Raw genomic sequence first — 23,749 nt, 5'->3', positions numbered from 1 at the left:
GCGTGTGGAACGGACGAAATTCAGGAACGAACTGGCGCAACAGCTGCGAGTGGATTCGATCAGAGCCGCTGACGCGGCCGGGTCCGGACATCCCACCTCCTCGATGTCGGCCGCCGACCTGATGGCGGCACTGCTGGACGGCCACCTGAGACTGGACTTCGATCGCCCGGAGACCCCCGCCAACGACCACCTCGTGTTCTCGAAGGGACACGCCTCTCCCCTGCTGTACTCCTGTTTCAAGGCGGCCGGAGCCATCGACGACGCCGAGTTGCTGACGTTCCGCGAATTCGGCAGCAGGCTGGAGGGGCATCCCACCCCCGCCCTGCCGTGGGTGGACGTGGCCACAGGCTCACTCGGACAGGGGCTGCCGTTCGGCGTGGGGCTCGCGCTCACCGCGGCCAGGCTGGACGAGCTGAACAACCGCGTGTGGGTGCTGTGCGGCGACAGCGAGATGGCCGAGGGGTCGATATGGGAGGCGTTCGAACACGCCGCGTTCTACCGGCTGGACAACATAGTCGCCCTGGTCGACGTCAACCGCCTCGGGCAAACCGGTGAGACCATGCACGGCTGGGACCTGGGCGCGTACTCGGCACGCGCCCGCGCCATCGGCTGGCACACCGTCGAGGTGGACGGACACGATCCGGAACGGATAGAAGCGGCACTGACCGAGGCGGAGGCCACCTCGGGACGGCCGACGGCCGTCGTGGCACGCACCAGCAAGGGCAAAGGCGCCAGCGAGGTGGAGAACCTGCCGGGCAAGCACGGCAAACCGCTGCAGGACCCGGCAACCGCCATCGAGGAGCTCGGCGGGGTGCGGGACCTACGCGTGAAGGTGTCAGCCCCCGACACCGTGGGTGGTTCACGCACCTTCTCCCCCACTGATGGGGAGACGGCCCGCTTCGAGGTGGGGAACTCCGTGGCCACCCGCAAGGCTTACGGCCAGGGATTGCGGGCCCTGGGCTCCCGCCGGGGCGATGTGGTGGCGATGGACGGGGAGGTGTCCAACTCCACGCACTCGGAGCAGTTCCGCGAGGCCTATCCGGAGCGGTACTTCGAGATGTACATCGCCGAACAGCAGATGTTGGCGACGGCGGTGGGGATGCAGGCGCGGGGATGGGTACCGTTCGCCTCCACGTTCGCGGCGTTCCTGAGTCGTGCCTACGACTTCATCCGAATGGCCTCGATCAGCCGCGCGTCGCTGAACCTGATGGGCTCGCATGCCGGAACGGCGATCGGCGAGGACGGTCCCTCCCAGATGGCCCTGGAGGATCTCGCCGCCATGCGTGCGGTGCACGGCAGCACCGTGCTCTACCCGTGCGACGCGAACCAGACGGCCCGCCTGCTGGAACCGATGGCCGACCGGGAAGGCATCTGCTACCTGCGAGCCAGCCGCGGGGCCTCGCCGGTCATCTACGGCCCGGATGAGGAGTTCCCCATCGGCGGTTCCCGGACGGTCCGGGAGGGAGACCACGTGACGCTCGTCGGAGCGGGCGTGACGTTGCACGAGGCGGTGGAGGCCGCCGACCGGCTGGCCGAGGAGGGGATTCGGGCCCGTGTAGTGGACCTGTACTCGATCAAACCGACCGACACCGAAACGCTGCGCCGGGCGGCCGAGGAGACCGAGGGGCTGGTCACGGTGGAGGACCACTGGCCCGAGGGCGGGCTCGGAGACGCGGTGCTGGCCGCGCTGGCCGACACGGGAGCCAGCGCCCCCGTGACGAAGCTGGCGGTCACCGGTATGCCCGGCTCCGGGAAACCCGCCGAACTGCTCTCCCAGGTGGGGATAGACTCGACGGCCATCGCCCGCGCGGCCAGAGCACTGGTTCCGGAGTCCGCGAGCCGCTGACACAAGCCGCTGACGGGTCGTTTCCAGCTCGATGACCCCCGACCGGGTGATACTCCGCGTCGGGTGAGCCCTGGCCGGTAACCATCGGATGCGGATGGGCGAGAATGCTCATCACAACAAGGGATCAAGGCCGGTCGAAGGGCTGAACAGGATCGTGACGACGTCGATTCACCAAAGGATCGCCGACGAGCTCGGCGTGGGTGCCGAGCAGGTCGAGGCCGCCGTGCGGCTGTTGGACGACGGGGCGACGGTGCCGTTCGTCGCCCGCTACCGCAAGGAGGCCACCGGGGCGCTCGACGACGAGCAGCTGCGTACGCTGGAGCAGCGACTGCGCTATCTGCGCGAGATGGAACAACGGCGCGACACGATCCTCGAGGAGATCCGCAAGCAGGACAAACTCGACGACGAGCTCCACGCTCGGATCATAGCCGCCGACTCCAAGGCTCGGCTGGAGGATCTGTACCTGCCGTTCAAGCCCAAGCGCCGAACCAAGGCGCAGGTCGCCAGGGAGGCGGGGCTGGAGCCGCTCGCCACGAGCCTGCTGGACGACCCCACGCAGGATCCGCAGCTCCTGGCCGCGGCCTACGTGAACGCCGACAACGGAGTTCCGGACGCGGCGAGCGCGCTGACGGGGGCTCGCTCCATCCTGGTGGAACGATTCGCCGAGGACGGCGACCTCATCGGGCAGCTGCGTGAACTGGCCTGGCAACGGGGGCGGCTGTCCTCGACGGTTCGCTCCGGGGCGACGGACAGCGGCTCGAAGTTCACCGACTACTTCGACTTCGCCGAGTCGCTGCGGACGTTGCCCTCCCATCGCGTCCTGGCGCTGTTCCGCGGTGAGAAGGAGGAGGTCCTCGAACTCAATCTCGACTTCGACCCCGAGAACGCCGATCCCGAGGGGGCGAGCGACTACGAGCGACGCATCGCCGAGCGGTTCGGCATCGACGACCGGGGCCGCGCCGCTGACACGTGGTTGCGCGAAACCGTGCGCTGGGCGTGGCGCACCCGCATCATGGTCCACCTGGACATCGACCTGCGCGGCAGACTCCGGCAGCGAGCCGAAGAGGAGGCCGTCCGCGTCTTCGCCGGGAACCTGCGTGACCTGCTGCTGGCCGCTCCGGCGGGACCGCGCGCCACGATCGGGCTGGATCCGGGCTACCGGACGGGCGTGAAGGTGGCCGTGGTGGACGCGACCGGCAAGCTCGCCGAGACGGCCACGATCTACCCGCACGAACCGCAGCGACGTTGGGAGGAGGCGGTAGCCACCCTCGAACGGCTGGTCGATCGGCACGAGGTGGGGCTGCTCGCGGTGGGCAACGGGACGGCCTCCAGAGAGACGGACAAGCTCGCGGCACGACTGGCCGAGTCCCGCGGCGGCCTGGTCAGGGTCTCGGTCTCGGAGGCGGGAGCCTCGGTGTATTCCGCCTCGGCCTACGCCTCGCGGGAGCTGCCCGAGGTGGACGTCTCGCTGCGTGGGGCGGTCTCGATCGCACGGCGACTGCAGGACCCGCTCGCGGAACTGGTCAAGATCGACCCGAAATCGATCGGTGTCGGACAGTACCAGCACGACGTCTCCGAGTCGAAGCTCTCGCAGTCGCTGGACGCCGTGGTGGAGGACTGCGTCAACGCGGTGGGGGTGGATGTCAACACCGCCTCGGCTCCGCTGTTGAGTCGAGTATCCGGCATCAACGCGGGACTGGCCGAGAACATCGTGGGGCACCGCGAGGCCAACGGGCGGTTCCGTTCCAGGCAGGAGCTCCGGGAGGTCTCCCGGCTCGGCCCGAAGGCCTTCGAGCAGTGCGCCGGTTTCCTCCGGATCACCGACGGCAACGACCCGCTGGACTCCTCGAGCGTCCACCCCGAGAGTTATCCGGTCGTACACCGCATCGTCGAGTCGACCGGGAGCTCGTTGGAGGGAATCATCGGCAACAAACGAGCACTGCGGGGATTGCGGGCGGCGGACTTCGTCGACGACTCCTTCGGAGTCCCCACCGTGACCGACATCATCTCCGAACTGGAAAAACCCGGTCGCGATCCACGCCCGGAGTTCCGCACCGCGAACTTCGCCGAGGACGTTCACTCGCTCAACGACCTCTCGCCCGGCATGGTGCTGGAGGGCGTGGTCACCAACGTCGCCGCGTTCGGCGCGTTCGTCGACGTCGGTGTGCACCAGGACGGCCTGGTGCACGTCTCGGCCATGTCCAAGTCGTTCGTCAACGACCCGAGAGAGATCGTCAAGCCCGGCGAGGTGGTTCGGGTCAAGGTCCGCGAGGTGGATGTGGACCGCAAGCGCATCTCGCTGACGCTGCGGCTGGACGATGACGTCACCGCCGGTGACGCCTCCGGAGCGGAAACCGGTGGCACCGGTGAACCGGCCCGTGGTGCCGGTGGGGGCGGCAAGGCCGCCGCGAAGCGCGGAAACGGTGGTAAGCAGCGGACGGGCAAGCAACGGAGCAAGCGCGGCGCGGGCAGCGGAGCGATGGCAGACGCCCTACGACGCGCGGGCTACAGCGAGGAATAGCCGGTACGGCTCGTGCGGCGACCCTGTGCGCAGCCGTCACGCCGCACGAGCCACGGCAGGCCTTCGCTGCCCGACCGGTGCGCTGTCCGTGCTCGGCCTATCTCGTTCGCCGGAGGAGGGGCGATAATGACACGGCGGGCCGATCCCGGCCGTGTGCCGTCGTGATGGCCCGTGTCGTCGCGTTGACACCAGAGGACGGAGCGGCGGCGACCTCCCCTCGAGCACGACATCGGCCTGTCACCCGGTGGGAAGATCCAAGCCCCGGCCGAACCGAGGCCAAAACGTCGTTCAACATGCTGGCCGCGGTCGCCGAATTCGACCTCGAGCCGCTCGGTCGCCACACGCACGCACGAGGCGAACCAAAAAACAAGCGCGGCTTCAATCCTGATCACAGCTTTACGAATAGCTGAGAGCTTCCGCGTTGATCGTTGCTCGTCTCCGGGGCACACCGACCGTGTGCGGAAATCCGCTCCACACCGATGGTTCGGGATCAGTGCGCTGCTCGCTGCCACATAGGATGTCCGCATGCCGCCGGATACATCGGATCGCGACCACGAAATCGAGGAGCTCAAGAGCCGGCTCGCCGCCTATCGGGACTCCGCTGTAGCTGATGCGCAGGCGATACGCTTCCGGATACTGTACGCGGCCCTGGGTAGCGTGCTGTTGGCGTTGTCCGGCGGACCGTGGTTGCACTCGCATGAGCACCGTGACTACGAGAGTACGGTCGGGCTGTTCCGGTTGTTCGAGCTGATGAAGCCGGACTCCGGCGTCGTGGTCAGCGAGGACTACGGTCCCGTGACCGGCGTGGTGCCTGTGGTGCTTGTGGCGCTGGCCGTGGGCTGCCTGGGCACGTGCGTCCCGACATCGGCCAGCATGCCTGCGCATGCGAGCCTGGCCGCGTTCTCGGGCATCGCCGCTGTGTTGTTCGGGGTGTTCGTGGGCACCACGAGCGGAGACGCATCAGCTGGGGCGTCGGCCTGGCTCGCCCTCATGATCGCCATAAGCATCGCCGCGCTGGCCGCCGGGCGGGCCGTCTCCCTGAAACAGATCGACGGGCAGGAATGCCGAGCGGACCCGCCCGGGTAACGGTCGAAGCCTCGACCGATTTCGGTTCACCCGATCGCAAGAACTCACCGGCCCGAAAACCATGCTACGCCCTGAGCCGCGGACGGTACGACAGATCGGTGTACGGGAATTCGTTCGCCGCGCGGCAGGAACGAAGTACTCACGTCGGCATCAGCGGCACCACGAAAAGTATCGCCACCGGGGCGATGCGGCGAACTAGGAATGGGAAAATCCGACGTTCACTCCTGTCGAACATCAACTTCGAACGGACTCGAATTCGCAGGTGTGCGACGGATCGTCTTCGGCGACAGGGAAGGTCTCACATGGACAACGGCGGAGTGAGCTGGGCGACGATGCGTTCGCTCACCAGGGACAGCTCGGTGACCAGGCAACGGCTCCCACCGGGACTGGCGAAGCGAATCCTGGGGTACGCACGCCCCTACCTGCGGGTGATAGTGCCGTTCCTGTGCACGGTAGCGGCGACCGCCGTGCTCGGGGTGGTCACTCCGCTGCTGTTCAAGGCGATCATCGATCGCGGCATCGTGCCGGGCCGCATGGGGACGGTCGTCTGGCTGTCCGGGGCGGTGGCGGGGGTGGCACTGCTCGAAGCGGCGCTCACGCTGGTGCAGCGCTGGTTCTCCTCCCGCCTGGGTGAGGGGCTCATCTACGACCTGCGCCGGGACGTGTTCGACCACGTGCAGCGAATGCCGCTCGCCTTCTTCGTCAGGGCACAGACCGGAGCACTGACCAGCAGGCTCAACAGTGATGTCATCGGAGCGCAGCGCGCGCTGACCAGCACCCTGTCCGCGGTGGTGTCGAACGTGCTGAGCCTGGTGCTGGTACTGGCCGCGATGTTCGCGCTGTCCTGGCAGATCACGCTGATCGCGCTGGCCCTGCTGCCACTGTTCCTGTTCCCGGTGCGGTGGATAGGCAGACGGCTGCAGCGCGTGACCCGCGAACAGATGGCCGTGGACGCCGAGATGAGCTCGCTGATGACGGAGCGGTTCGGGGTCGGCGGGGCCATGTTGACCAAACTGTACGGCAGGGCCGACGAGGAGACCGAACAGTTCGCCCGCAAAGCCGCTCGGGTCCGTGATCTCGGGGTGCTCTCGGCGATGTACAGCAGGGTGTTCTTCGTGGGGCTCACCCTGCTCGCCGCACTGGCCACGGCCGTGGCCTACGGTCTCGGCGGAGCGCTGGTGATCGGCGGATCGCTCCAACTGGGAACCCTGGTTGCGCTGACGACGCTGCTCACCCGACTATACGGCCCGCTGACCTCACTGTCCAACGTGCACGTCGATGTGATGACGGCACTGGTCAGCTTCCACCGCGTCTTCGAGGTGCTGGACCTGCCACCGATGATCCGGGAGCGCGAGGACGCGATCGAGCTGCCGGCTGGTTCGGCGAGCCTCGAGTTCGACTCCGTGTCGTTCCACTACCCCGGGCCGGAGGAGGTCTCGCTCGCCTCGCTGGAATCGGTGGCACGTCCGGAGAGCGGCGCCGCGCAGCAGGTACTGCACGACGTCTCCTTCCGGGCGGCGCCGGGAGAGATGATCGCGCTGGTGGGGCACTCCGGGGCGGGCAAGACCACGATCAGCCACCTGGCCGGACGGTTGTACGAAGTGGACTCCGGCAGCGTACGGGTCGGGGGGCACGACGTGCGGGACGTCACGCTGTCCTCGTTGTATTCCACGGTGGGGATGGTCACCCAGGAGGCTCACCTCTTCCACGACACGATCCGCGCGAACCTGGCCTACGCCAATCCCTCGGCAGACGACAGCGAGCTGCGACGGGCCTTGCGCACCGCGCAGCTCGACGAGCTGCTGCGCGAACTGCCCGAGGGGCTCGACACCGTGGTGGGCGACCGTGGCTACCGCCTGTCGGGAGGTGAGAAGCAGCGGTTGGCCATCGCCAGGTTGCTGCTCAAACAACCACCGATCGTGGTGCTGGACGAGGCCACCGCGCACCTGGACTCCGAGTCGGAGGCCGCGGTGCAGCGCGCGCTGCGCACGGCACTGGCGGGACGTACCTCCGTGGTCATCGCCCACCGCCTGGCGACGATCCGCCGCGCGGACCGCATTCTGGTGCTGGCCGAGGGCAGGGTGGTCGAGCGGGGAACGCACGAGGAGTTGTTGGAACGCGGTGGCCACTACGCGGAGCTGTACCGGACCCAGTTCGCCGAGGAGGAGCGCTCCCCCGAGAACCCGCCGCGTCCGGAGAGTGTCCGAGGAACCTGACCGGACTCCCTCGCTACTCGGGAGGCCCACCGCGGCGAGCCTGTCCGTCGTTGCCGCCGGGACCGTCTACCGCACGGTGGAAGAGGGTGACCGCCCCGCGAGGCGTTCCGGAACCACAGCGGGGCCCGACCGATAAGACGAGTGGCCACGGGAGTCGGGTCAGCGAGCCGTCCTGCCCGCGTGAGGCGCCACCCGCAGGTCCGCCTCGATCCTGGCGGCCGTCTCCAGCAACGGTGGCAGCAGCTCGTTACGGGCTTCCTCCGGACCTGTCCTACTGGCGTGGGAGGAGACGTTGACCGCGGCCACGACGTTGTCGGTCCGGTCGCGGATCGGCGCCGCGAGAGAACGCAGCCCGGCTTCGAGCTCCTGGTCGACCACGGCCCAGCCCTGCTCCCTGATGTTCTCCAACTCCCGCCGGAGCGATCCCACACTGGTCAGCGTCTGCGGCGCCAACGGTTCGGGACGCACCCGCCGCAGGTACTCGGTGAGCTCCTGGTCCGCCAGGTTCGCCAGCAGTACCCGTCCCATCGAGGTGGCGTAGGCGGGGAACCGGGTGCCGATGTTGATCGCCACGGTCATGATCCGCGAGGTGGGCACCCGCCCGACGTAGACGATGTCGTCGCCGTCGAGCACCGAGACCGAGACCGACTCGTGGACCTGGGCCGCCAGCCGTTCCAGGTGCGGCTGCGCTATCTCCGGCAGCGAGAGGCTCGACAGGTAGGAGAATCCCAGCTCCAGCACCCGGGGCGTCAGCGCGAACAGTCGGCCGTCGGTCCAGACGTAGCCCAGCCTCACGAGGGTGTGCAGGAAGCGACGGGTCGCCGCGCGTGAGAGACCGGTGACACGAGCGACCTCGCTGAGCGTCATCTCGGGGCGTGTCTCGTCGAAGGCGCGGATCACCATGAGTCCGCGTGTCAGGGACTGAACCGGTCCCACTACCCCGGAATCGGCGTCGGAGTCCATAGCCACCACCCCCGCATCGGTCTCAAGCACCGTTCCCGTCGGCTTCCTCACCGAGAATCCGATCCGCCAACGCGAAAGCACTGTTGGCTTTGGGCACGCCGGCGTAAACGGCCACGTGCATCAACACCTCTCGGATGGTCGAGGCTTCGACCCCGTTGCGGCGTGCCGCGCGAACGTGCATGGCGAGCTCGTCGTGGCACCCGGTGGCGGCCAGGATCGCCAGTGTCACGCAGCTGCGGGTCGGGCGGTCCATACCCTCCGAGGCCCAGAGCTCGCCCCAGGCGTACCTGGTGATGAAGTCCTGGAACGGCTCGGTGAACTCCGTCCGCAGCTCGATGGCCCTGTCGACGTGCTCGTCTCCCAGCACCTGTCTGCGCACCGCCATACCCGTACCAGTGCGAGCGGTGGCGGCTTCGCCGCTGGCGGTGGACATGGGCTCGCCCTCCGATGCGAAGTGCTCGACGAGCAGGCGGTTGACCCGCTCGGCCTGTTCGACGTTGGCCAGGTGCGCGGCGCGCTCCAGCACCGCCAGCCGCGCGTTCGGGATGCCGGCCGCGATGCGTTCGGCGTGTTCGGGCGGTGTCGCCGGATCATCATATCCCGCCACCACGAGGGTGGGAGCGGTGATCCCGCCGAGCCGCCCCTCCAGAGTCATCCCGGCGATGGCTTCACAGCAACCGGCGTAGCTCTCGTCGTCGGTGGTGGCCACCATTCCGCCGTACTTGGCCACCACGTCCCGCCTGGAGGACAGTTCCGCCGTGAACCAGCGGCCGAGGGTGGAGTCGACCATCGCCCCCGTGCCGTTGGCACGCACGAACGCGGCTCGCTCGCGCCAGTCCTCGGGCGTGCCGAGCGCGGCCGAAGTGCACAGCAGGGCGAGCCGCTCGATCCGTTCCGGGGCGTTGGCGGCCAACCACATGCCTGTCATACCGCCGAGGGAAACACCGGCGAAGCGCACCCGGACGATCTCGAGATGGTCGAGCAGGTCGAGCACGTCCCGGCCGAGCGTTTCGAGCTCGTAGGGACCCGGGGTGGCGGGGGTCTTGCCATGCCCGCGCTGGTCGTAACGCAGCACCCGAAAGCGGGAGGACAGTTCGGGCAGCTGCTCGTCCCACATGGTCCGGTCGGTTCCCAACGAGTTGGACAGCACCAGCACGGGGGCGTTGGGCGGGCCCGTCAGTTCATAGTCCGGAATCACCGGTAGTCTTCTCCTTCCAGCTCGTGTAAGCGGCGAGGGCCCGATCCACGAACTCGTCGGCCGAACCGAGGTAGTCACCGGGCTCGGTCAGTTCCACCACTTCCCGCTCGGACAGCACGGCACGCGTGGTCTCGTCCACCAACAGCTCGGCACGCAGGGTGGTGCCGTTCCGGGTGACTCGCCCGGAGAGCTCGCTCACCAGTTCCGCGGCTCTACCGGGGCCGATGTGCTCGGAAAGCGCGGTGGAAACCCGTTCCGCGAGCAGTAGTCCCCCGGAGAGTTCCAGGTTGGAGCGCATCCTGTCCTCGTCCACCCTGAGCTCGCCCAGCATCTCGCCGGTGGTCGAAGCGGCCGAACCGACCAGTCGAAGCAGTTCGCCGAACGGCTCCCACTCGGACTGCCAGGCTCCCGCCGCCCGCTCGTGCTCCTGCGGCACCGCGCTCAGCAGACTCGCCACGAGCCCCGGTACTCTGCGGGCCGCGGCGGTGACCCGGACGGCGCGGACGGGGTTGCGCTTGTGCGGCATCGCCGAGGAACCGCCGGAGCGCCCCTCGGTGAACTCCCCCACCTCCGTCTGGGCTCCCAGCTCGATGTCCAGGGCGATGTTGCCCAGCGTGCCCGCCACCGTTCCCAACGAGGTGGCGAGCTCCGCGACCCGGGTCCGATCGGTGTGCCACGGCAGGGTGGGTTCGGCCAGGCCGAGCCGTCCGGCCAGCGCGGCGGCCACCCGCGTGCCGTGGGAACCGAGGGTCGCGAGGGTCCCGACCGGCCCCCCGAACTGCACGGCCAGCCGATCGCTCCGCACCCGGTCCAGCCCCTCCGCCGCCTCGACCACGGCCGTCAACCACCCTGCGGCTTTCCGGCCGAACGTGGTCGGCAGTGCCTGCTGCAGCAGCGTGCGTCCGGTCATCAGGGTGTTGCGGTGCTCCTCGGCCAGGCGGGCGCACTCCCCCGCGACGACGCGCAACTCGTCCAGTGACAGCCGCAGCGCGTCGCGGGCCACCAGCATCGCGGCGGTGTCCACCACGTCCTGGCTGGTGGCGCCCCGGTGCACGTACCTGGCCGCCTCCGCATCGACCCGGTCGGTGAGATCCTTGACCAGTGGGATGACGGGGGTCGCCGACTCCGCAGCGCGTCGCGCGATCGAGTCGATGTCGAACTCCTCGACCACACACCGACGGGAGATCTCCTCGGCGGCCCGGGTGGGGATCAGCCCCACGTCGGCCTGGGCCAGCACCAGCGCGCTCTCGAATTCGAGCATGGCGGCCAGCCAGGCGCGAGCCCCGGCACTCTCCCCGAAGCGTTCGGTGACGAACGTGGGGGTGAACAGTCCAGTGGCGGTCTCAGACCGCAAAGAAAATGGTCTCGTCATCACCCTGCAACCGGATGTCGAAGCGGTAGCCGTCGGCCTCTGCCGTCGCGACCAGCGTATCCCGGCGAGCCGGATCGACAGCGGACAACACGGGGTCGGCGGCGTTGGCCGTCGGTTCGTCGGGGAAGTAGATCCGGGTCACGACCCGGGCCAACAACCCGCGGGCCAGTACGGTGACGTTGACGTGGGGCGCCTCCTCGCTTCCATCCGGTGTGGGCAGCGAGGCGGGCTTGACGGTGCGGAACCAGAACTCGCCGTCCGGGCCGGTGGCGCACCGCCCGAAACCGGGAAAGTCGGTGGAAGTTCCCCTGGGGTCGTCCGGGTGCGCGAACCGACCCCGCTCATCGGCCTGCCAGATCTCGATCAATCCGTCGGGCACGGGGTCCCCAATCCCGTCCAGCAGCCTGCCTCGCAGCAACGTCGCCCCGGGGCTGCCCGCGGGCAGGAGTTCGGGACCGTCGGGCCACGGCAGGGCGCCGGGCAGCGCGAAGAACGGCCCGACGGTCTGTGAGGGGGTCGTGGCGGGGTGTACGACGGACGCCGCCTCCGAACGCCGGTTCGAGTGGTCCATGACCACCTCCAAAGTCTAGTGGCCTGCCCGGCCGAGTCCGATGGGACGGATCGGGCAGGTGTGCTCAGTGCCTTTCTCGGGACTCGTCTCGAAGTGGTCGGGCGGGCTTTCCCGACCTCGTCGGACGAACGGTGGCCTCGTTCGACGTGACGGGCGGGCTCCACCGCGAGCGGCCGGAGGCCGCCGGGGTTGCCGTGCCCGGCGGGGAGGTTTCACCGTGGCGTGCCCCCCACCCCACATCGCGGTCCGACCAGTGAGACCTCGGCGCCTCCGTTCACCGGATGAGTAACGAGAGGGCGGTCAGTCCTCGTCGTCCTCGTCCTCCTCGAACGGGGTGGCGTGCCTTCCCCGCAGCACGATGTCGAAGTGGTAGGACAGCGCCCACTCGGGAATCGTGCTGTCCAGGTCGAACTCGCAGATCATCCGTTCCCGTGCCTTCGGATCCCGTACCGACTGGAAAATCGGATCCTGGTAGAACAGCGGATCGCCCGGAAAGTACATCTGAGTGATCAGCCGTTGGGTGAAGGCCCGACCGAACAGCGAGAAGTGTATGTGGGCGGGGCGCCAGGCGTTGTCGTGGTTGCGCCACGGGTAGGCGCCCGGCTTGATGGTCATGAACCGGTAGTGGCCGTTCTCGTCTGTCATGCAGCGGCCGGCGCCGGAGAAGTTCGGATCCAGCGGGGCCGGGTGCCGGTCACCGGCGTGCCGGTAGCGCCCCGCGGCGTTGGCCTGCCAGACCTCCACGAGAGTGTGCGGCACCGGCTTGCCGTCGGAGTCGAGCACCTGACCACTGACCACGATTCGCTCGCCCAACGGTTCACCCGCGTGCTGCACGGTCAGGTCGTGGTCGGTGTCACCGACTCGTTCGTGCCCGAGCACGGGACCGGTGATCTCGGTGAGGTTCTGCGGCAGCAACTGCAACGGGCGACGCGGGCTGCGCAGGGAAGTCGAGTGGTATTCCTCGGTGTCCAGCGCGGGATGGCTCGCATCGTCGCGCTCGTACTCGGGCAGGATCAACCGATCCGCCGGTTTTCCGATCGAGTCGGTGGGCATGCTCGCTCCTGATGATTACCGGTTCACGCGTGCAGAACGACCGCGAGGCCTTGGCCAACCCCGATGCAGATGGCGGCCAGTCCCCAACCGCCCCCTGCCCGGCGTAGCTGGTGTGCCAGCGTGGTCAGGATTCGGGCTCCGGAGGCACCGAGCGGGTGTCCGAGAGCGATGGCACCGCCACGTTGGTTGACTATCTCGGGGTCGAGCTCCGGCCACTCGGCCAGGCAGGCCAACGACTGGGCGGCGAACGCCTCGTTGAGTTCGACGGCGGTCAGATCGCCCCAGCCGATGCCCGCGCGTTCCAGCGCGGTGCGCGCGGCCTGTACGGGACCGATCCCGAAGACATCCGGGTCGACCCCCGCGACTCCCCTGCTGACGATCCGCGCCAGCGGTTCGGCTCCGATCTCGGTGGCAGCCGCGCGGCTGCCGAGCAGCACCGCGGCGGAGCCGTCGTTGAGCGGTGAGGAGTTCCCGGCGGTCACCGTCCCGTCCGGGCGGAAAGCGGGACCGAGTTTGCCGAGTGCCTCCTCCGAGGTGTCGGCCCGAATCCCCTCGTCCCTGGTGAGTTCCGTCCCCGGAACCCGTACCACCTCATCGTCGAAGAGTCCCCGCTCCCAGGCGGCCGCGGCTCGTCGATGACTGCGCACGGCGAAGGCGTCCTGCTCTGCACGTCCGATCCCGTACCTGTCGGCCAGCAGTTCCGCGCTCTCGCCGAGCGAGATGGTCCACTCCGAGGGCATCTCGGGGTTGACCATCCGCCACCCGAGGGTGGTCGAGTGCAACGTCTCGTGGCCGCGCGGATAGGCACGTTCCGGTTTCGGCAGCACCCAGGGAGCACGGCTCATGGATTCGACTCCCCCGGCCAGCACGATGTCCCCGTCACCGGTCTGCACGATCCGGCTGCCCTCGATCACCGCTTCCAGGCCCGATCCGCACAGCCGGTTGACCGTGGCTCCCGCGACGCTGGTGGGCAGCCCGGCGAGCAGGCCTGCCATCCGCGCCACGTTGCGGTTGTCCTCCCCCGCACCGTTGGCGTCGCCGAACAGCACGTCGTGGATGCGTGCCGGGTCCAGCCCGGGGAGCCGGTCGAGCAGTGCCCTGATGGTGTGGGCGGCCAGGTCGTCGGGGCGCACCTCGGCCAGCCCCTTGCCGTAACGGCCCACCGGGGTGCGGACCGCTTCGAGTACGTACACCTCGTTGCTCACGACGACTCTCCGTTCCCGAGGGTTGCCTTCAGTTCCCGCAGAATCCGCAGTTCCCGATCCGTGGGGGGTTGTTGCGCACCGAGCTCCTCGGCGACGCGCAGCGGCCATCCGGTCGCCGCGCGAACCCGCTCCACCTCTACTCCGGGAGCCAGATCGGTCAGCGTCAGCTCGTTGGTCCGTTCATCCGGTTGGAGGACACCGAGGTCGGTGATGACCTTGACGGGACCGCGTCCCGGCAGCCCCAGCTCCGCGCGGGCCCCGCCGTCCCTGCCGTGTCCCACCGAGGTGATGAAGTCCACATCGGACACGAAAGCGCGCGGGCTGTGCCGCATCACGATCAGCACCTCACCGCACGAGGTGGCTATCTCCGGAGCGCCGCCCGCTCCCGGCAACCGAACCTCGGGGGAGTCGTAGTCGTCACCGATCACCGTGGTGTTGATGTTGCCGTACCGGTCGACCTGAGCGCCCCCCAGGAACCCGACGTCCACCCGGCCAGGTTGCAACCAGTAGTTGAAGATCTCGGGGACTCCGACCACGGAATCGGCGGTCTCGGCCAGTACTCCGTCCCCGATGGACAGCGGTAGCCGCTGTGGTTTGGTGCCCAACGTCCCGGACTCGTAGATCAGAACCAGACCGGGGGCGTGGGTACGGCGTGCCAGGTTCGCCGCCGTGCTCGGCAGCCCGATCCCCACGAAGCACACCGCCCCGTCGTGCAGCGAACGCGAGGCGGCCACGGTCATCATCTCGTCCGAGGTGAACTCCGAGGCGGCGGGGACCTCGGACAGCTCGTCGCTCATCGGGGGCTCCTCTCCGACCCGTGGATCTCGGTGTCCAGCCACTGCCGGAACCGTTCGCGGTCCCGGCTGATCGCGTCCCAGTCCTGGTAGTAGGTGTTATCCCGTTCGGAGTACCCCTGGGCGTAGGAGGGATGGGACCCACCCGGCACCTCGGCCACGGCGGTGACCGCCCAGCTGGGCAGCACCACGGCACCGGGCTGCGCCGGCAGTTCGTCGACGAGCTCCTCGACGGTGACCAGCGAGCGAGCCGAGGCCAGCACGGTTTCCTTCTGCACTCCCGTGATACCCCAGAACTGCACGTTGCCCGCCCGGTCGGCGCGCTGCGCGTGGATGACGCCGACGTCGGGGTTGAGCGCGGCGACCGCCGCCAGCTCCTCCCCGGTGAACGGACAGCGTACCGTGCTGATCGTGTCGGTGTGCGCGGGCAGGTCGGTTCCCGCGTAACCACGCAGCACGGCGAACGGCAGGCCGGAGGCTCCCGCGACGTAACGGTTGGCCATCCCGGCGTGACTGTGCTCCTCGATCTCCAGCGGCACGGGCCAGGAGTTCTGGATCGCGTCCCGGAACCTGTGCAGCGACCCGACACCGGGGTTTCCGCCCCAGGAGAACACGAGCTTGCGCGCGCACCCGGCACCGATCAGCTGATCGTAGATGAGATCGGGAGTCATCCTGCACAGCGTCAGGTTCCGCCTGCCTGCGCGGATGATCTCGTGCCCGGCCGTCATCGGGATGAGATGCGTAAAACCTTCCATCGCGACGGTGTCACCGTCGTTGACCAGCTCGGCCACGGCCGTGTCGAGCTGCAGTATGCGTGCCACTGGCCACCCCGTTCAGCGGTTTCGCGCGGTACCGGAGAACAGCACGATACCCGCGTATTGTTCGCAAAGAGAACGTCCGTGCTTCCTGCGAACATAATCGAGCGACGAGCGCCGGTCAATATCCGGCCGGGGACGAACTCCCGTGTCCGCCGGGAAGAGCGTGAGCACACGAAAAAGCCCGGTGGTCGACGGACCACCGGGCACCGGACGGAATACCGGGATCGATCAGCGCTCGCCCACCGTCTCCAATCCGGGCAGCGGGAGTCCGACCCTGCGGGAGAGCAGCTCGAGCACGGCGTCCCGCGCACCGGTGATGTCGGTGGTACTGGTGTCCAGCCACAGGTCCGGGGCCACCGGATCCTCGTAGACGGCGTCGTAGCCGGTGAGACCGGACAGCTCTCCCGCGGCCGCACGGCCGTAGAGCCCCTTCGGATCACGACGCATACACTCGGTGACCGGAGTGGCCACGTGCACCTCGAAGTAGGGGCAGCCCAGGCTGTCGTGCTGGGCGCGCACGTCGTCCCTGGCGGCGTTGTAGGGCGCGATGACCGGGACCAGCACGGTGACACCGTGCGCGGCCAGCAGCTGGGCCACGAACCCGGCACGGCGCACGTGAGTGTTCCGGTCGGCAGGGCTGAACCCCAGGTCCGCCGATAAGTTGGTCCGCAGCTGGTCCCCGTCGAGGACCTGGACCCGTCCACCGCGCCGCCGCAGGTACTCGGCCACCGCCTGGGCGACGGTGGACTTTCCGGCACCGGGCAGTCCGGTCAACCAGATCGTAGCTCCCAAGGATCCCATACCGAATCTCCTCACTGGCCGGGGTCGGGGTCGTGCCGAATGCTGCCGGTGCTTGTCCCACAATTCCAGAAAAGCACGAAAGATGATCACATGAACGATACCGACGGCAATCGAGTCTACGTACACATCGGCTCCCCCAAGACCGGAACCACCTACCTGCAGGAGATCCTCTGGAACAACAGAGAAGCCCTGCGCGGCGCGGGGGTGAACTATCCGGGCGACCGCCCCGACGCGCACTTTCACGCTGCCATGGATCTGCAGCACACGCAGTTCCAGGCGGACTGGTTCGACGACAACGTGCCGAACGCCTGGGAACGCCTGGTCAAACAGGCCGCCGCGGGGACTTCGACCGTCGTGATCTCGCACGAGCTGTTCTGCACCGCCACCCCGGAACAGGTCGAACGCGCGATGGCCGACCTGTCCTTCGCGGAGATACACCTGGTCTGCACCGTGCGGGACCTGCGGCGCCAGCTGCCCGCCGTCTGGCAGGAGGACGTCAAGAACCGGCACACCATCTCGTTCGGCGAGTTCGTGGCCGGGGTGCGGGGCACGGTGGCCGAGCCGGACATGCTCAGCAAGCTGTTCTGGCACCGTCAGGACGTCCCGGAGATCCTGGCCAGATGGGGCCGCGACATTCCGGCCGAACGAGTGCACGTGGTGACGGTACCGCCTGCGGGCAGCGCCCCGGACCTCGTCTGGCACCGTTTCGCCGAGCTCATCGGAGTACGCCCCGAGGACTACGACACCAGGGTGAGGCAACGGAACCGCTCACTCGGCGTGGCCGAGACCGAACTCGTCCGGCGGCTGAACGAACGACTCAACGGCCGGATCGACTGGCCCACCCACGACCAGCACGTGAAACGGCGAGTGGCCGAGGAGATCTTCGGGGACCGCAGCCCCCGAAGCCCGCTCGAGGTACCGGAGCAGCACCTCGAATGGCTGGACGGGCAGTCCGAACGCATCGTCTCGGCGCTGGCGGAACGCGGCTACCACGTGGTGGGGGCCCTCGACGAACTGCGCCCCGCTGCCACCGGAGGTGCCGCGGTGGATCCGGACCACCCCGAGCCCGGAGAACTGACCGAGGTCGCGCTCGAGGCCCTGGCGGAGCTGATCAGAAACGACGTCGCGCGACCACCACGGCAGCAGCACCCTCCGGAACACCCTCCGGTTCCCGGGGTGCGCGAGAGCCTGGTGCGGGCGTGTGACCGACACGCCGCGTCGCGCGCGGCCCTGGAGGCGTACCGCCGGGGCAAACGACTTCTTCAACGATTGTCCGCTTCTAGCGGAAAGGGGTGACTCCACGCCGCCCCGTCCGGGGGCTCCGTCCCCGGCACCGGCCCGAAAGTCCCGGTCAGACGGACCCCACGGGCGAGGAGGCACCGACGGGATTACCCATCGACCACCGCGACGATCCGCCTCTCCCGCTTCAGCGCGGTTCGCGCAGCCGGTCGGCGGCCGGCCGCAGGGCTTCGGCCGTGATCTCGTGCCCTCCGGGGTGGTGGTGCGCCGTCACCCCGGCACCACGCGCGCGTAACGTGCCCGCGAGGCGGTCCACCGAGGCGACGGCGCCATGGGGTCGTGGTCACCGTTGGACATCCCCCGGCTGCCGAAAGGGAGAAGGGCGGATCGCCGCGGGGCAGCATCCCGGCGAACAGCACGGCCTCGGTCAGCACGTCCGGACGCAGCACGGTCAACGCGGCCGCGATGTTGGCTCCGTTGGAGACCCGACCGCGACCAGCCCCCGAGACCGGACGTCCCGTAGTGGCGGCGGGCCTGTTCGACGAACCCGGCGAGCTCCTCGGCGCGGACGAGGATGTCCCTCTCATCGAAGCCCCTTCGGCGTATCCGCGGAACCAGCGCGGTCCCGTTCTCCGAGCCCCTCCCGGCGGGGGCCAGCGACGCCGCGTCGGGGTGGAGCCCGCGCCCCAGCGCGAGCATCTCGTGCGGTGTCCCACCGGTACCGTGCGGCATCAGCAGCACGGGCGAACCCGAATCCCCTCCACGAGCTCGTGGGGGAACGGGAGTTCACCGGCGATCACGGGGCCGACCTTCGCGGATTGTTCTCGCTCGGCAGGTCGAGGCCGGGCAGGGCGGCCTCGATCTGCTCCCGGCTGGGTTCCAGCCAGGGAGGCAGCTTCAGGGCTCGCCCCAGTTCGAGCAGGGGCTCGTCGGCGGTGAACCCGGGCTCGTCGGTGGCGATCTCCAGCAACGTCCCACCGGGTTCCCGGAAGTAGACGGACCGGAAGTACTGCCGGTCCAGCACGGAAGTCACCGAAACGCCGTTGTCGGCCAGTTCCGAACGCCAAGCCGCCTGCGTCGCCTCGTCCGGCGCTCGCCAGGCGACGTGGTGCACGGTACCGGCCGCTACGAGACCGCGCTCCGCGCGGGGACGCACCAGCACATCCACGTAGGCCCCGGGCCACCTTCCCCCGCCGCGAACCGGAAGCGGTTGTCCTGCTGCTCGGCCAGAGACAGCCCCATTTCGGTAAGCATGCTCACGGTGGCGTCCTCGCTGTCGACGGAGAGCGTGACGGAGTGCAGCCCCCGAATGCCGTGTTCGGGAGGCACGAGACCGTTTTCCCAGGGTTCCCGGGGATCGGGCTGCGGGCGCGCGACCAGTGACAGGGTCAGACCGTCCGGGTCCCGGAAGGTCAACACGTCCTCGCCCGGTCGCTGCCCCACCCCGTCGATCTCCACTCCGGCCTCGTTGAGCCGACGGTGCCACCAACCGATGGAGTGCTCGGGCACGGAGAACGCGGTCGCGGTCGCCTGGCCGTTGCCCTGCTTGCCGGGTGGCGCCCCGTGGAACGGGAAGAACGTCATCAACGTCCCCGGACGTCCGGACTCGTCACCGTAATAGAGATGGTAGGTGCCCGGATCGTCGAAGTTCACGGTGATCTTGACCATCCGCAACCCCAAGGTGCGCAGGTAGAATTCCGCGTTGCGCCGCGGATCGCCCGCGATGGCGGTCACGTGGTGCAACCCGCTGGTGACGATGCTCATCTCGTCCCTCCGGACGGGGAAGAGGTCGGGGTGTGGGGCTACCGACTACCTCCGGGAACCGGTGAGACCGGCACGAACACACCGCGTCACTCCGGTTCGTCCCGGTTCCCGGGAGCTTCTCGGCCGGAGAATCAGGCCGCACCGTCCCGCAGGGCACGGGCGATGTTGACGACGCGGCGCGCCTGCACAGCCGCGGCCTGCCGCGTCTCGCCGTCGACCTTGAACTGGCCCTGCCCGTCGACGTGGCCGGTCCCGTAGGGATTGCCGTCGACGAACTTCGACCCGTCGGTGTAGCCGGGGCCGACCAGGATGCCGCCGAAGTGGTGCACGCTGTTGTACAACGCCAGCAGGGTGGATTCCTGGCCACCGTGCTTGGTCGACGTGGAGGTGAACCCGCTGTAGACCTTGTCCGCGAGCAGCCCCTGCTGCCACTGCGGCCCCAGCGAATCGATGAACTGCTTCAACTGCGCCGCGATGTTGCCGTAGCGCGTGGGAGAACCGAAGATCACCGCGTCCGCCCACACCAGATCGTCCGGGGTCACCTCGGCGATCGCGCGGGTCGCCTCGAGGTTGGCACGCCAGGCGGGGTTGGAGTCGATGGCTTCCTCGGGGGCGAGTTCGGCGACTCGTCGCAGCCGAACCTCGGCGCCGGCCGCCTCGGCCTCGGACACCAGGGCGTTGGCGATCTCCGCGACGACACCGGTGGCCGAGTAGTAGACGACCGCCAGCTTGACCGGACTGCTCATCGGCAGGACTCCTTCACTCTCCGACGTCGGGACCCGCCCGACGCTTTATCTTCTTCCAAGAAGAATACTACCATAAAACATCTTCCATGCAAGAAGTTTTTTAGAGAGACTTACCGTTGAGACCGCTAGACTGCGGGGCGAAACGGATACGCGAAGAAAGGCAGCCAGGTGGGAACCGAGGACATCACCGCCGCCAGTCCCGACACGGCGGGCCAGGAGACGCGGGACGACGAGATCGTCACCTGGTGGGGGCTCGTGATCGAGGGGTATCACGTGACGCAGGAGCGGATCATGTCCGAGATCGGCGAACGGTTCGGGCTCACCCCGGGTGCCTTCGACATCCTCCTCAGGCTCGTGCGCTCACCGGACTGCCGCATGCCGATGACCAAACTGGCCAAGGAGGCGGCGCTGAGCAGCGGCGGGTTCACCAAGGTGGCGGACCGGCTGGCAGCGGCGGACCTGATACGCAGACAGCCCTGCGACACCGACCGTCGCGTCACCTACGTGGCGCTGACCGACCACGGCCGCGTGACCGCGGAGTCGGCGAAACACGCCTGCGCCGAGATCCTGCGCCGCACCGTTCTCGGGCCGCTCGGCCCCGAGGCCTCCGAACAACTGGCCGCCGCGATGCGGACGCTGCGCACGGCCAACGCGGACGAGTAAGGATCGGGGCACGCCTCCGACGCGGCTCCCCGACCGGAGGGCCACGCGGCGTGTCCCCGTTCGTCGCGTGCGGCCGTCGAGACCGCCCCACCGCCACGGAACGATCCGACTCGCCTCATCGGGACCGGTCGCACCCCGAGTCCGGGAAACGGCCGGTCGCCGCTTCAGAGCAAGCGCACCACGTAGGGCGCGATCCCGGAATACCTCACCCCGGTCACCCGGACGTGAGCACCCGAGTGGGGCGCCTCGACCATCCGCCCGTCACCCAGATACAACGCCACGTGGTGCACACCGCCCTCGTCACGCCAGAACAACATGTCCCCGCGCTGTTTACGGGCCAGCGGCAGGCGAGTACCCGCTCGGTACTGATAACCGCTGTAGTGCGGCAACCGTATCCCCACCCCGGCGAAGGCATAGACCATCAGCCCCGAGCAGTCGAACCCGACCTTGCGGTAGTCCCCGTGAGCATCGGCCACACCACCGTCGCGTATCCCCCGGCTCGGCCCGTCGGCACTGCCACCACCCCACGCGTAGGTGACCCCCCGCTGGGAAAGCGCCCTCGACACCACCGTTTCCACCCGTGGCGAGGTGTTCGGCTCCTCGGTCCCGTCTCCGCTCGAGGAGGAGGTGGCCCCGGGTGACGCCGGCGCCCCGTCGGCACCCGCCCGCCCACGACGGAGACGCCTGTCGCGGCGTTCCTCGAGCGTGCTCACCTCGGCGCGCGCGGCGTTCAGGCGACGTCGGGCCCGCTGGCGTTCGGCGCGCAGCTCGGCCAGGTCGGCACGCCGGGCGTTACGAGCGGCCACCGCCCTGCGACGGGCCGCTTCGGCCGCGACACGGGCCCGCTCCGCCGCGCGGTGCTTTCGCTCGGCCGTACGAACCGCGTCCCGCGTGGCGGCGTCCCTGTTCGCCCTGGCTATGCGAGCCTCGCGCAATTCCTCCAGGACATCCAGCTGAGATCGGGCCAATGCCCGGAGCAAACTCGCCCGATCGAGTGCCTCACCGGCACTGTCCGCCCCCACGAACGCGGGGATCGATCCCACCAGGCTTCCCTGCTTGTAACTGCCCTCGATGAACTCGTCCACTCGCTCGCGATGCCGGACCAGACGTCGCGCGGCGAGTTCGGAGGCGGCCTCGGCGGCCCGCGCCGCTCCCTCGGACCGGGTGAGAGAACGCTCGGCACGCCGCAGATCCACCCGGGCCTTGTTCGCCCGCTCCAGAGCACTTTCGACCTCGGCGGAGAGTCCGGCCAACTCGGATTCGACCTCGGCGAGTCTGACCGCCAATTCGCGCACCCGGTCGGCGTTGTGGCGTACCTCGGCACGTTCCTCCCGGAGCCGCTGCCGCTCCTGATCCGGTGGTCGCGGAGGCTCCGAGAGCCCGGTGCCGGGCACGGCTCCCCCCAGCAGGAGGACCAACAGCGGCACGAGGACACGGCACGACACGGACGCCCCCGAACGGGAGCCGCCGCGCCTCCCGGCAGCACCGGTTCCCGCAGGACTACCACCACCGCGGGATCGCATCATGGCCGCTCCCTCCCGAGGAGTCGAGGACATCCGTTCGACGATGGGAACCACCGCACCGAGCGGGGGTTCGATCACGGAATATGCCACGAGCACCCGAGTCTGATTCGGATCAAGCGGAGCGACACGCCCGTACTCACCCGCGAGTGGGACACCAGCGCCCCGTCACGCGGAAACCCCGCGGAACAAGCCTGGAGAAGAGGGGGCGGCGGGGCGAAGGGCCCCACCGCTCATGTGTGGGAAAGCGTGGGCGGAAGACCGCACGTGAGCGGTCGGCACACGGCAGTGCCCTACCAGGGCTCTTCCGGAACCGCCCCGGGAATCACCAGGTGCTGGGATCGGCCCAGGTACGCAGTGGGCGGGAGTTAGGCACCGTGGGAACGGAGAGCAACCGGGGCAGTGTCTCGTCGAGGTCACCGCGCAGTACGGCCGCCGCCTGACCGTCGTAGGGGGTCGGCTCCGCGTTGCAGACGATGAGGTCCGCGCCCGCCCGTACCGCCAGTTCGGCGAAACCGGCCGCGGGGTGCACCGTCAACGAGGTACCCACCGCCAGAAAGAGGTCGCAGTCCATCGCGGCCCGCTGCCCCGCCCGAACCACCTCCGGGTCCAGGGCCTGCCCGAAGGAGACGGTCGCCGACTTGAGAATACCGCCGCAACTTCGGCAGGGCGGGTCCTGCTCACCCGCCGCCACCCGGCTCAGCGCGGCACGCATGGTTCCCCTCTCGGAGCAGTCCAGGCACACGGTGCCGAACATCGAGCCGTGCAGCTCCAGCACGAGCTCGGGATCGAGGCCGGCACGCTGGTGGAGCTCGTCTATGTTCTGCGTCAGCAGCGCACGGAGCCTCCCCGAGTTCGCCAGCCCGGTGAGAGCGTGGTGAGCCGGTCCGGGCTCGGCCTCCCAAGCGGGATGCCGCGCACGACTACGCCAGGCCGCACGGCGGACCTCGGGGTCGGCCAGGTAGCTGTCGATGTCGCTGAGGCGCTGCGCCTCCGGATCGCGCGTCCACACCCCGTCGGGGCCACGGAAGTCCGGGATGCCGGCCCCGGTGGAGATACCCGCTCCGGTCAACACCGTGATCCTGCGCGCGGCCGCGACCAGTTCACACGCCCGCTGCCAAGCCGCCGCGTCTTCCTCGTTCCACTCGGCCACGTCCACCACGGTCCCACGTCTCTCTCCGGGGGCGCCGTCAGGTCGCCCCTCTCTCGACACCGCACCGGTCGACTCGAACGCACAACCTCCGTCCGGCGCCGTGAACTTCGGGTAACTCACCTTTTCCGAAGCGCAACAGGAATCCCGGGGCGAGGAAACACTGTCTTCCTAGACTCCTTCAACGAATCCGCAGGCTACGGCGACCGTGCGGGGAGAACGG

19 protein-coding genes and 1 pseudogene are annotated in these 23,749 nt (G+C 68.9%); 6 read left to right on the top strand and 14 right to left on the bottom strand.

The window, feature by feature from the left end; genetic code table 11:
- The first annotated feature begins 4 nt into the window (after nucleotides 1–4).
- From BLQ75_RS18885 to BLQ75_RS18870, 4 genes are all read left to right on the top strand, one after another.
- Complete coding sequence (locus tag BLQ75_RS18885; protein ID WP_092604010.1) at nucleotides 5–1,846, top strand: transketolase; 1,842 nt, start codon at nucleotides 5–7, stop codon at nucleotides 1,844–1,846.
- Between the two features lie 94 nt (nucleotides 1,847–1,940).
- Nucleotides 1,941–4,367, top strand: coding sequence for a Tex family protein (locus BLQ75_RS18880; RefSeq protein ID WP_170837570.1), 2,427 nt, complete (start codon nucleotides 1,941–1,943; stop codon nucleotides 4,365–4,367).
- A gap of 525 nt (nucleotides 4,368–4,892) precedes the next feature.
- Entirely contained in the window at nucleotides 4,893–5,453 is a 561-nt protein-coding gene (locus BLQ75_RS18875) for a hypothetical protein (protein ID WP_092604008.1), read from the top strand.
- Nucleotides 5,454–5,755: 302 nt separating this feature from the next.
- Complete coding sequence (locus BLQ75_RS18870; protein WP_092604007.1) at nucleotides 5,756–7,669, top strand: ABC transporter ATP-binding protein; 1,914 nt, start codon at nucleotides 5,756–5,758, stop codon at nucleotides 7,667–7,669.
- 159 nt (nucleotides 7,670–7,828) lie between these two features.
- Here BLQ75_RS18870 and BLQ75_RS18865 read toward each other — a convergent pair whose 3' ends face one another.
- The 9 genes from BLQ75_RS18865 to cysC form a co-directional block, all read right to left on the bottom strand.
- The gene (locus tag BLQ75_RS18865; RefSeq protein WP_092604006.1) at nucleotides 7,829–8,632 is read right to left on the bottom strand and encodes an IclR family transcriptional regulator; all 804 of its coding nucleotides are present in this window, start codon (nucleotides 8,630–8,632) and stop codon (nucleotides 7,829–7,831) included.
- 22 nt (nucleotides 8,633–8,654) lie between these two features.
- Nucleotides 8,655–9,830, bottom strand: coding sequence for a bifunctional 3-oxoadipate enol-lactonase/4-carboxymuconolactone decarboxylase PcaDC (pcaDC, locus tag BLQ75_RS18860; protein ID WP_092604005.1), 1,176 nt, complete (start codon nucleotides 9,828–9,830; stop codon nucleotides 8,655–8,657).
- A complete protein-coding gene (pcaB, locus tag BLQ75_RS18855) occupies nucleotides 9,814–11,184 on the bottom strand; it encodes a 3-carboxy-cis,cis-muconate cycloisomerase (RefSeq protein ID WP_244515715.1) in 1,371 nt (456 codons plus the stop codon). The genes pcaDC and pcaB overlap by 17 nt, the downstream gene beginning before the upstream one ends.
- A complete protein-coding gene (pcaG, locus tag BLQ75_RS18850) occupies nucleotides 11,174–11,773 on the bottom strand; it encodes a protocatechuate 3,4-dioxygenase subunit alpha (protein ID WP_092604003.1) in 600 nt (199 codons plus the stop codon). Before pcaG ends, pcaB begins: the two co-directional genes overlap by 11 nt.
- 300 nt (nucleotides 11,774–12,073) lie before the next feature.
- A complete protein-coding gene (pcaH, locus tag BLQ75_RS18845; protein WP_092604002.1) occupies nucleotides 12,074–12,826 on the bottom strand; it encodes a protocatechuate 3,4-dioxygenase subunit beta in 753 nt (250 codons plus the stop codon).
- A 23-nt stretch (nucleotides 12,827–12,849) separates the two neighbouring features.
- Entirely contained in the window at nucleotides 12,850–14,031 is a 1,182-nt protein-coding gene (locus BLQ75_RS18840) for a thiolase family protein (RefSeq protein WP_244515714.1), read from the bottom strand.
- Nucleotides 14,028–14,828 (bottom strand): CoA-transferase subunit beta, encoded by an 801-nt coding sequence (locus BLQ75_RS18835; protein ID WP_092604000.1) that lies wholly within the window; start codon nucleotides 14,826–14,828, stop codon nucleotides 14,028–14,030. The genes BLQ75_RS18840 and BLQ75_RS18835 overlap by 4 nt, the downstream gene beginning before the upstream one ends.
- Entirely contained in the window at nucleotides 14,825–15,646 is an 822-nt protein-coding gene (locus BLQ75_RS18830; protein ID WP_092603999.1) for a CoA transferase subunit A, read from the bottom strand. Before BLQ75_RS18830 ends, BLQ75_RS18835 begins: the two co-directional genes overlap by 4 nt.
- Before the next feature lie 225 nt (nucleotides 15,647–15,871).
- Entirely contained in the window at nucleotides 15,872–16,444 is a 573-nt protein-coding gene (gene cysC, locus BLQ75_RS18825) for an adenylyl-sulfate kinase (protein WP_092603998.1), read from the bottom strand.
- Nucleotides 16,445–16,534: 90 nt separating this feature from the next.
- On the opposite strand from cysC, the gene BLQ75_RS18820 reads away from it, so the two are divergent.
- The gene (locus tag BLQ75_RS18820) at nucleotides 16,535–17,740 is read left to right on the top strand and encodes a hypothetical protein (protein ID WP_092603997.1); all 1,206 of its coding nucleotides are present in this window, start codon (nucleotides 16,535–16,537) and stop codon (nucleotides 17,738–17,740) included.
- A 130-nt stretch (nucleotides 17,741–17,870) separates the two neighbouring features.
- Here the strand turns inward: BLQ75_RS18820 and BLQ75_RS24530 are convergent, their stop codons facing one another.
- The 3 genes and pseudogenes from BLQ75_RS24530 to wrbA all read right to left on the bottom strand — a co-directional run bounded on the left by BLQ75_RS24530 (nucleotide 17,871) and on the right by wrbA (nucleotide 20,193).
- A complete protein-coding gene (locus BLQ75_RS24530) occupies nucleotides 17,871–17,999 on the bottom strand; it encodes a hypothetical protein (protein ID WP_280137857.1) in 129 nt (42 codons plus the stop codon).
- A 480-nt stretch (nucleotides 18,000–18,479) separates the two neighbouring features.
- Nucleotides 18,480–19,447 (bottom strand): annotated as a pseudogene (locus tag BLQ75_RS24575) (ring-cleaving dioxygenase).
- 131 nt (nucleotides 19,448–19,578) lie between these two features.
- Nucleotides 19,579–20,193 carry an NAD(P)H:quinone oxidoreductase gene (gene wrbA, locus BLQ75_RS18805; protein WP_092603996.1) on the bottom strand — a complete coding sequence of 205 codons (615 nt, stop codon included), beginning with the start codon at nucleotides 20,191–20,193 and terminating at the stop codon, nucleotides 19,579–19,581.
- Nucleotides 20,194–20,361: 168 nt separating this feature from the next.
- Here wrbA and BLQ75_RS18800 point away from each other — a divergent pair, with 168 nt between their 5' ends.
- The gene (locus BLQ75_RS18800) at nucleotides 20,362–20,856 is read left to right on the top strand and encodes a MarR family winged helix-turn-helix transcriptional regulator (protein WP_211481465.1); all 495 of its coding nucleotides are present in this window, start codon (nucleotides 20,362–20,364) and stop codon (nucleotides 20,854–20,856) included.
- Between the two features lie 164 nt (nucleotides 20,857–21,020).
- On the opposite strand, the gene BLQ75_RS18795 is transcribed toward BLQ75_RS18800, so the two are convergent.
- Together BLQ75_RS18795 and BLQ75_RS18790 are read right to left on the bottom strand one after the other, a co-directional pair.
- Nucleotides 21,021–22,283, bottom strand: coding sequence for an NlpC/P60 family protein (locus tag BLQ75_RS18795; RefSeq protein WP_170837569.1), 1,263 nt, complete (start codon nucleotides 22,281–22,283; stop codon nucleotides 21,021–21,023).
- 418 nt (nucleotides 22,284–22,701) lie between these two features.
- Nucleotides 22,702–23,535: an SIR2 family NAD-dependent protein deacylase gene (locus BLQ75_RS18790; protein ID WP_425286471.1), complete on the bottom strand. Its 834-nt coding sequence runs from the start codon at nucleotides 23,533–23,535 to the stop codon at nucleotides 22,702–22,704.
- Nucleotides 23,536–23,749: the final 214 nt, after the last annotated feature.

The organism is Actinopolyspora xinjiangensis (assembly GCF_900104475.1).
GTDB lineage: Bacteria > Actinomycetota > Actinomycetes > Mycobacteriales > Pseudonocardiaceae > Actinopolyspora > Actinopolyspora xinjiangensis.
Note: the sequence above shows the minus strand (reverse complement) of the source record. Positions and strands in the feature narration are given on the sequence as shown.

What these genes read in the sequence shown, in the direction of transcription:
- BLQ75_RS18865 (WP_092604006.1), bottom strand. Translation starts at nt 8,632, where the DNA reads ATGGACTCCGACGCCGATTCCGGGGTAGTGGGACCGGTTCAGTCCCTG.
- BLQ75_RS18880 (WP_170837570.1), top strand. Translation starts at nt 1,941, where the DNA reads ATGGGCGAGAATGCTCATCACAACAAGGGATCAAGGCCGGTCGAAGGG.
- pcaG (WP_092604003.1), bottom strand. Translation starts at nt 11,773, where the DNA reads ATGGACCACTCGAACCGGCGTTCGGAGGCGGCGTCCGTCGTACACCCC.
- BLQ75_RS18820 (WP_092603997.1), top strand. Translation starts at nt 16,535, where the DNA reads ATGAACGATACCGACGGCAATCGAGTCTACGTACACATCGGCTCCCCC.
- pcaH (WP_092604002.1), bottom strand. Translation starts at nt 12,826, where the DNA reads ATGCCCACCGACTCGATCGGAAAACCGGCGGATCGGTTGATCCTGCCC.
- wrbA (WP_092603996.1), bottom strand. Translation starts at nt 20,193, where the DNA reads ATGAGCAGTCCGGTCAAGCTGGCGGTCGTCTACTACTCGGCCACCGGT.
- BLQ75_RS18875 (WP_092604008.1), top strand. Translation starts at nt 4,893, where the DNA reads ATGCCGCCGGATACATCGGATCGCGACCACGAAATCGAGGAGCTCAAG.
- cysC (WP_092603998.1), bottom strand. Translation starts at nt 16,444, where the DNA reads ATGGGATCCTTGGGAGCTACGATCTGGTTGACCGGACTGCCCGGTGCC.
- BLQ75_RS18870 (WP_092604007.1), top strand. Translation starts at nt 5,756, where the DNA reads ATGGACAACGGCGGAGTGAGCTGGGCGACGATGCGTTCGCTCACCAGG.
- BLQ75_RS18835 (WP_092604000.1), bottom strand. Translation starts at nt 14,828, where the DNA reads ATGAGCGACGAGCTGTCCGAGGTCCCCGCCGCCTCGGAGTTCACCTCG.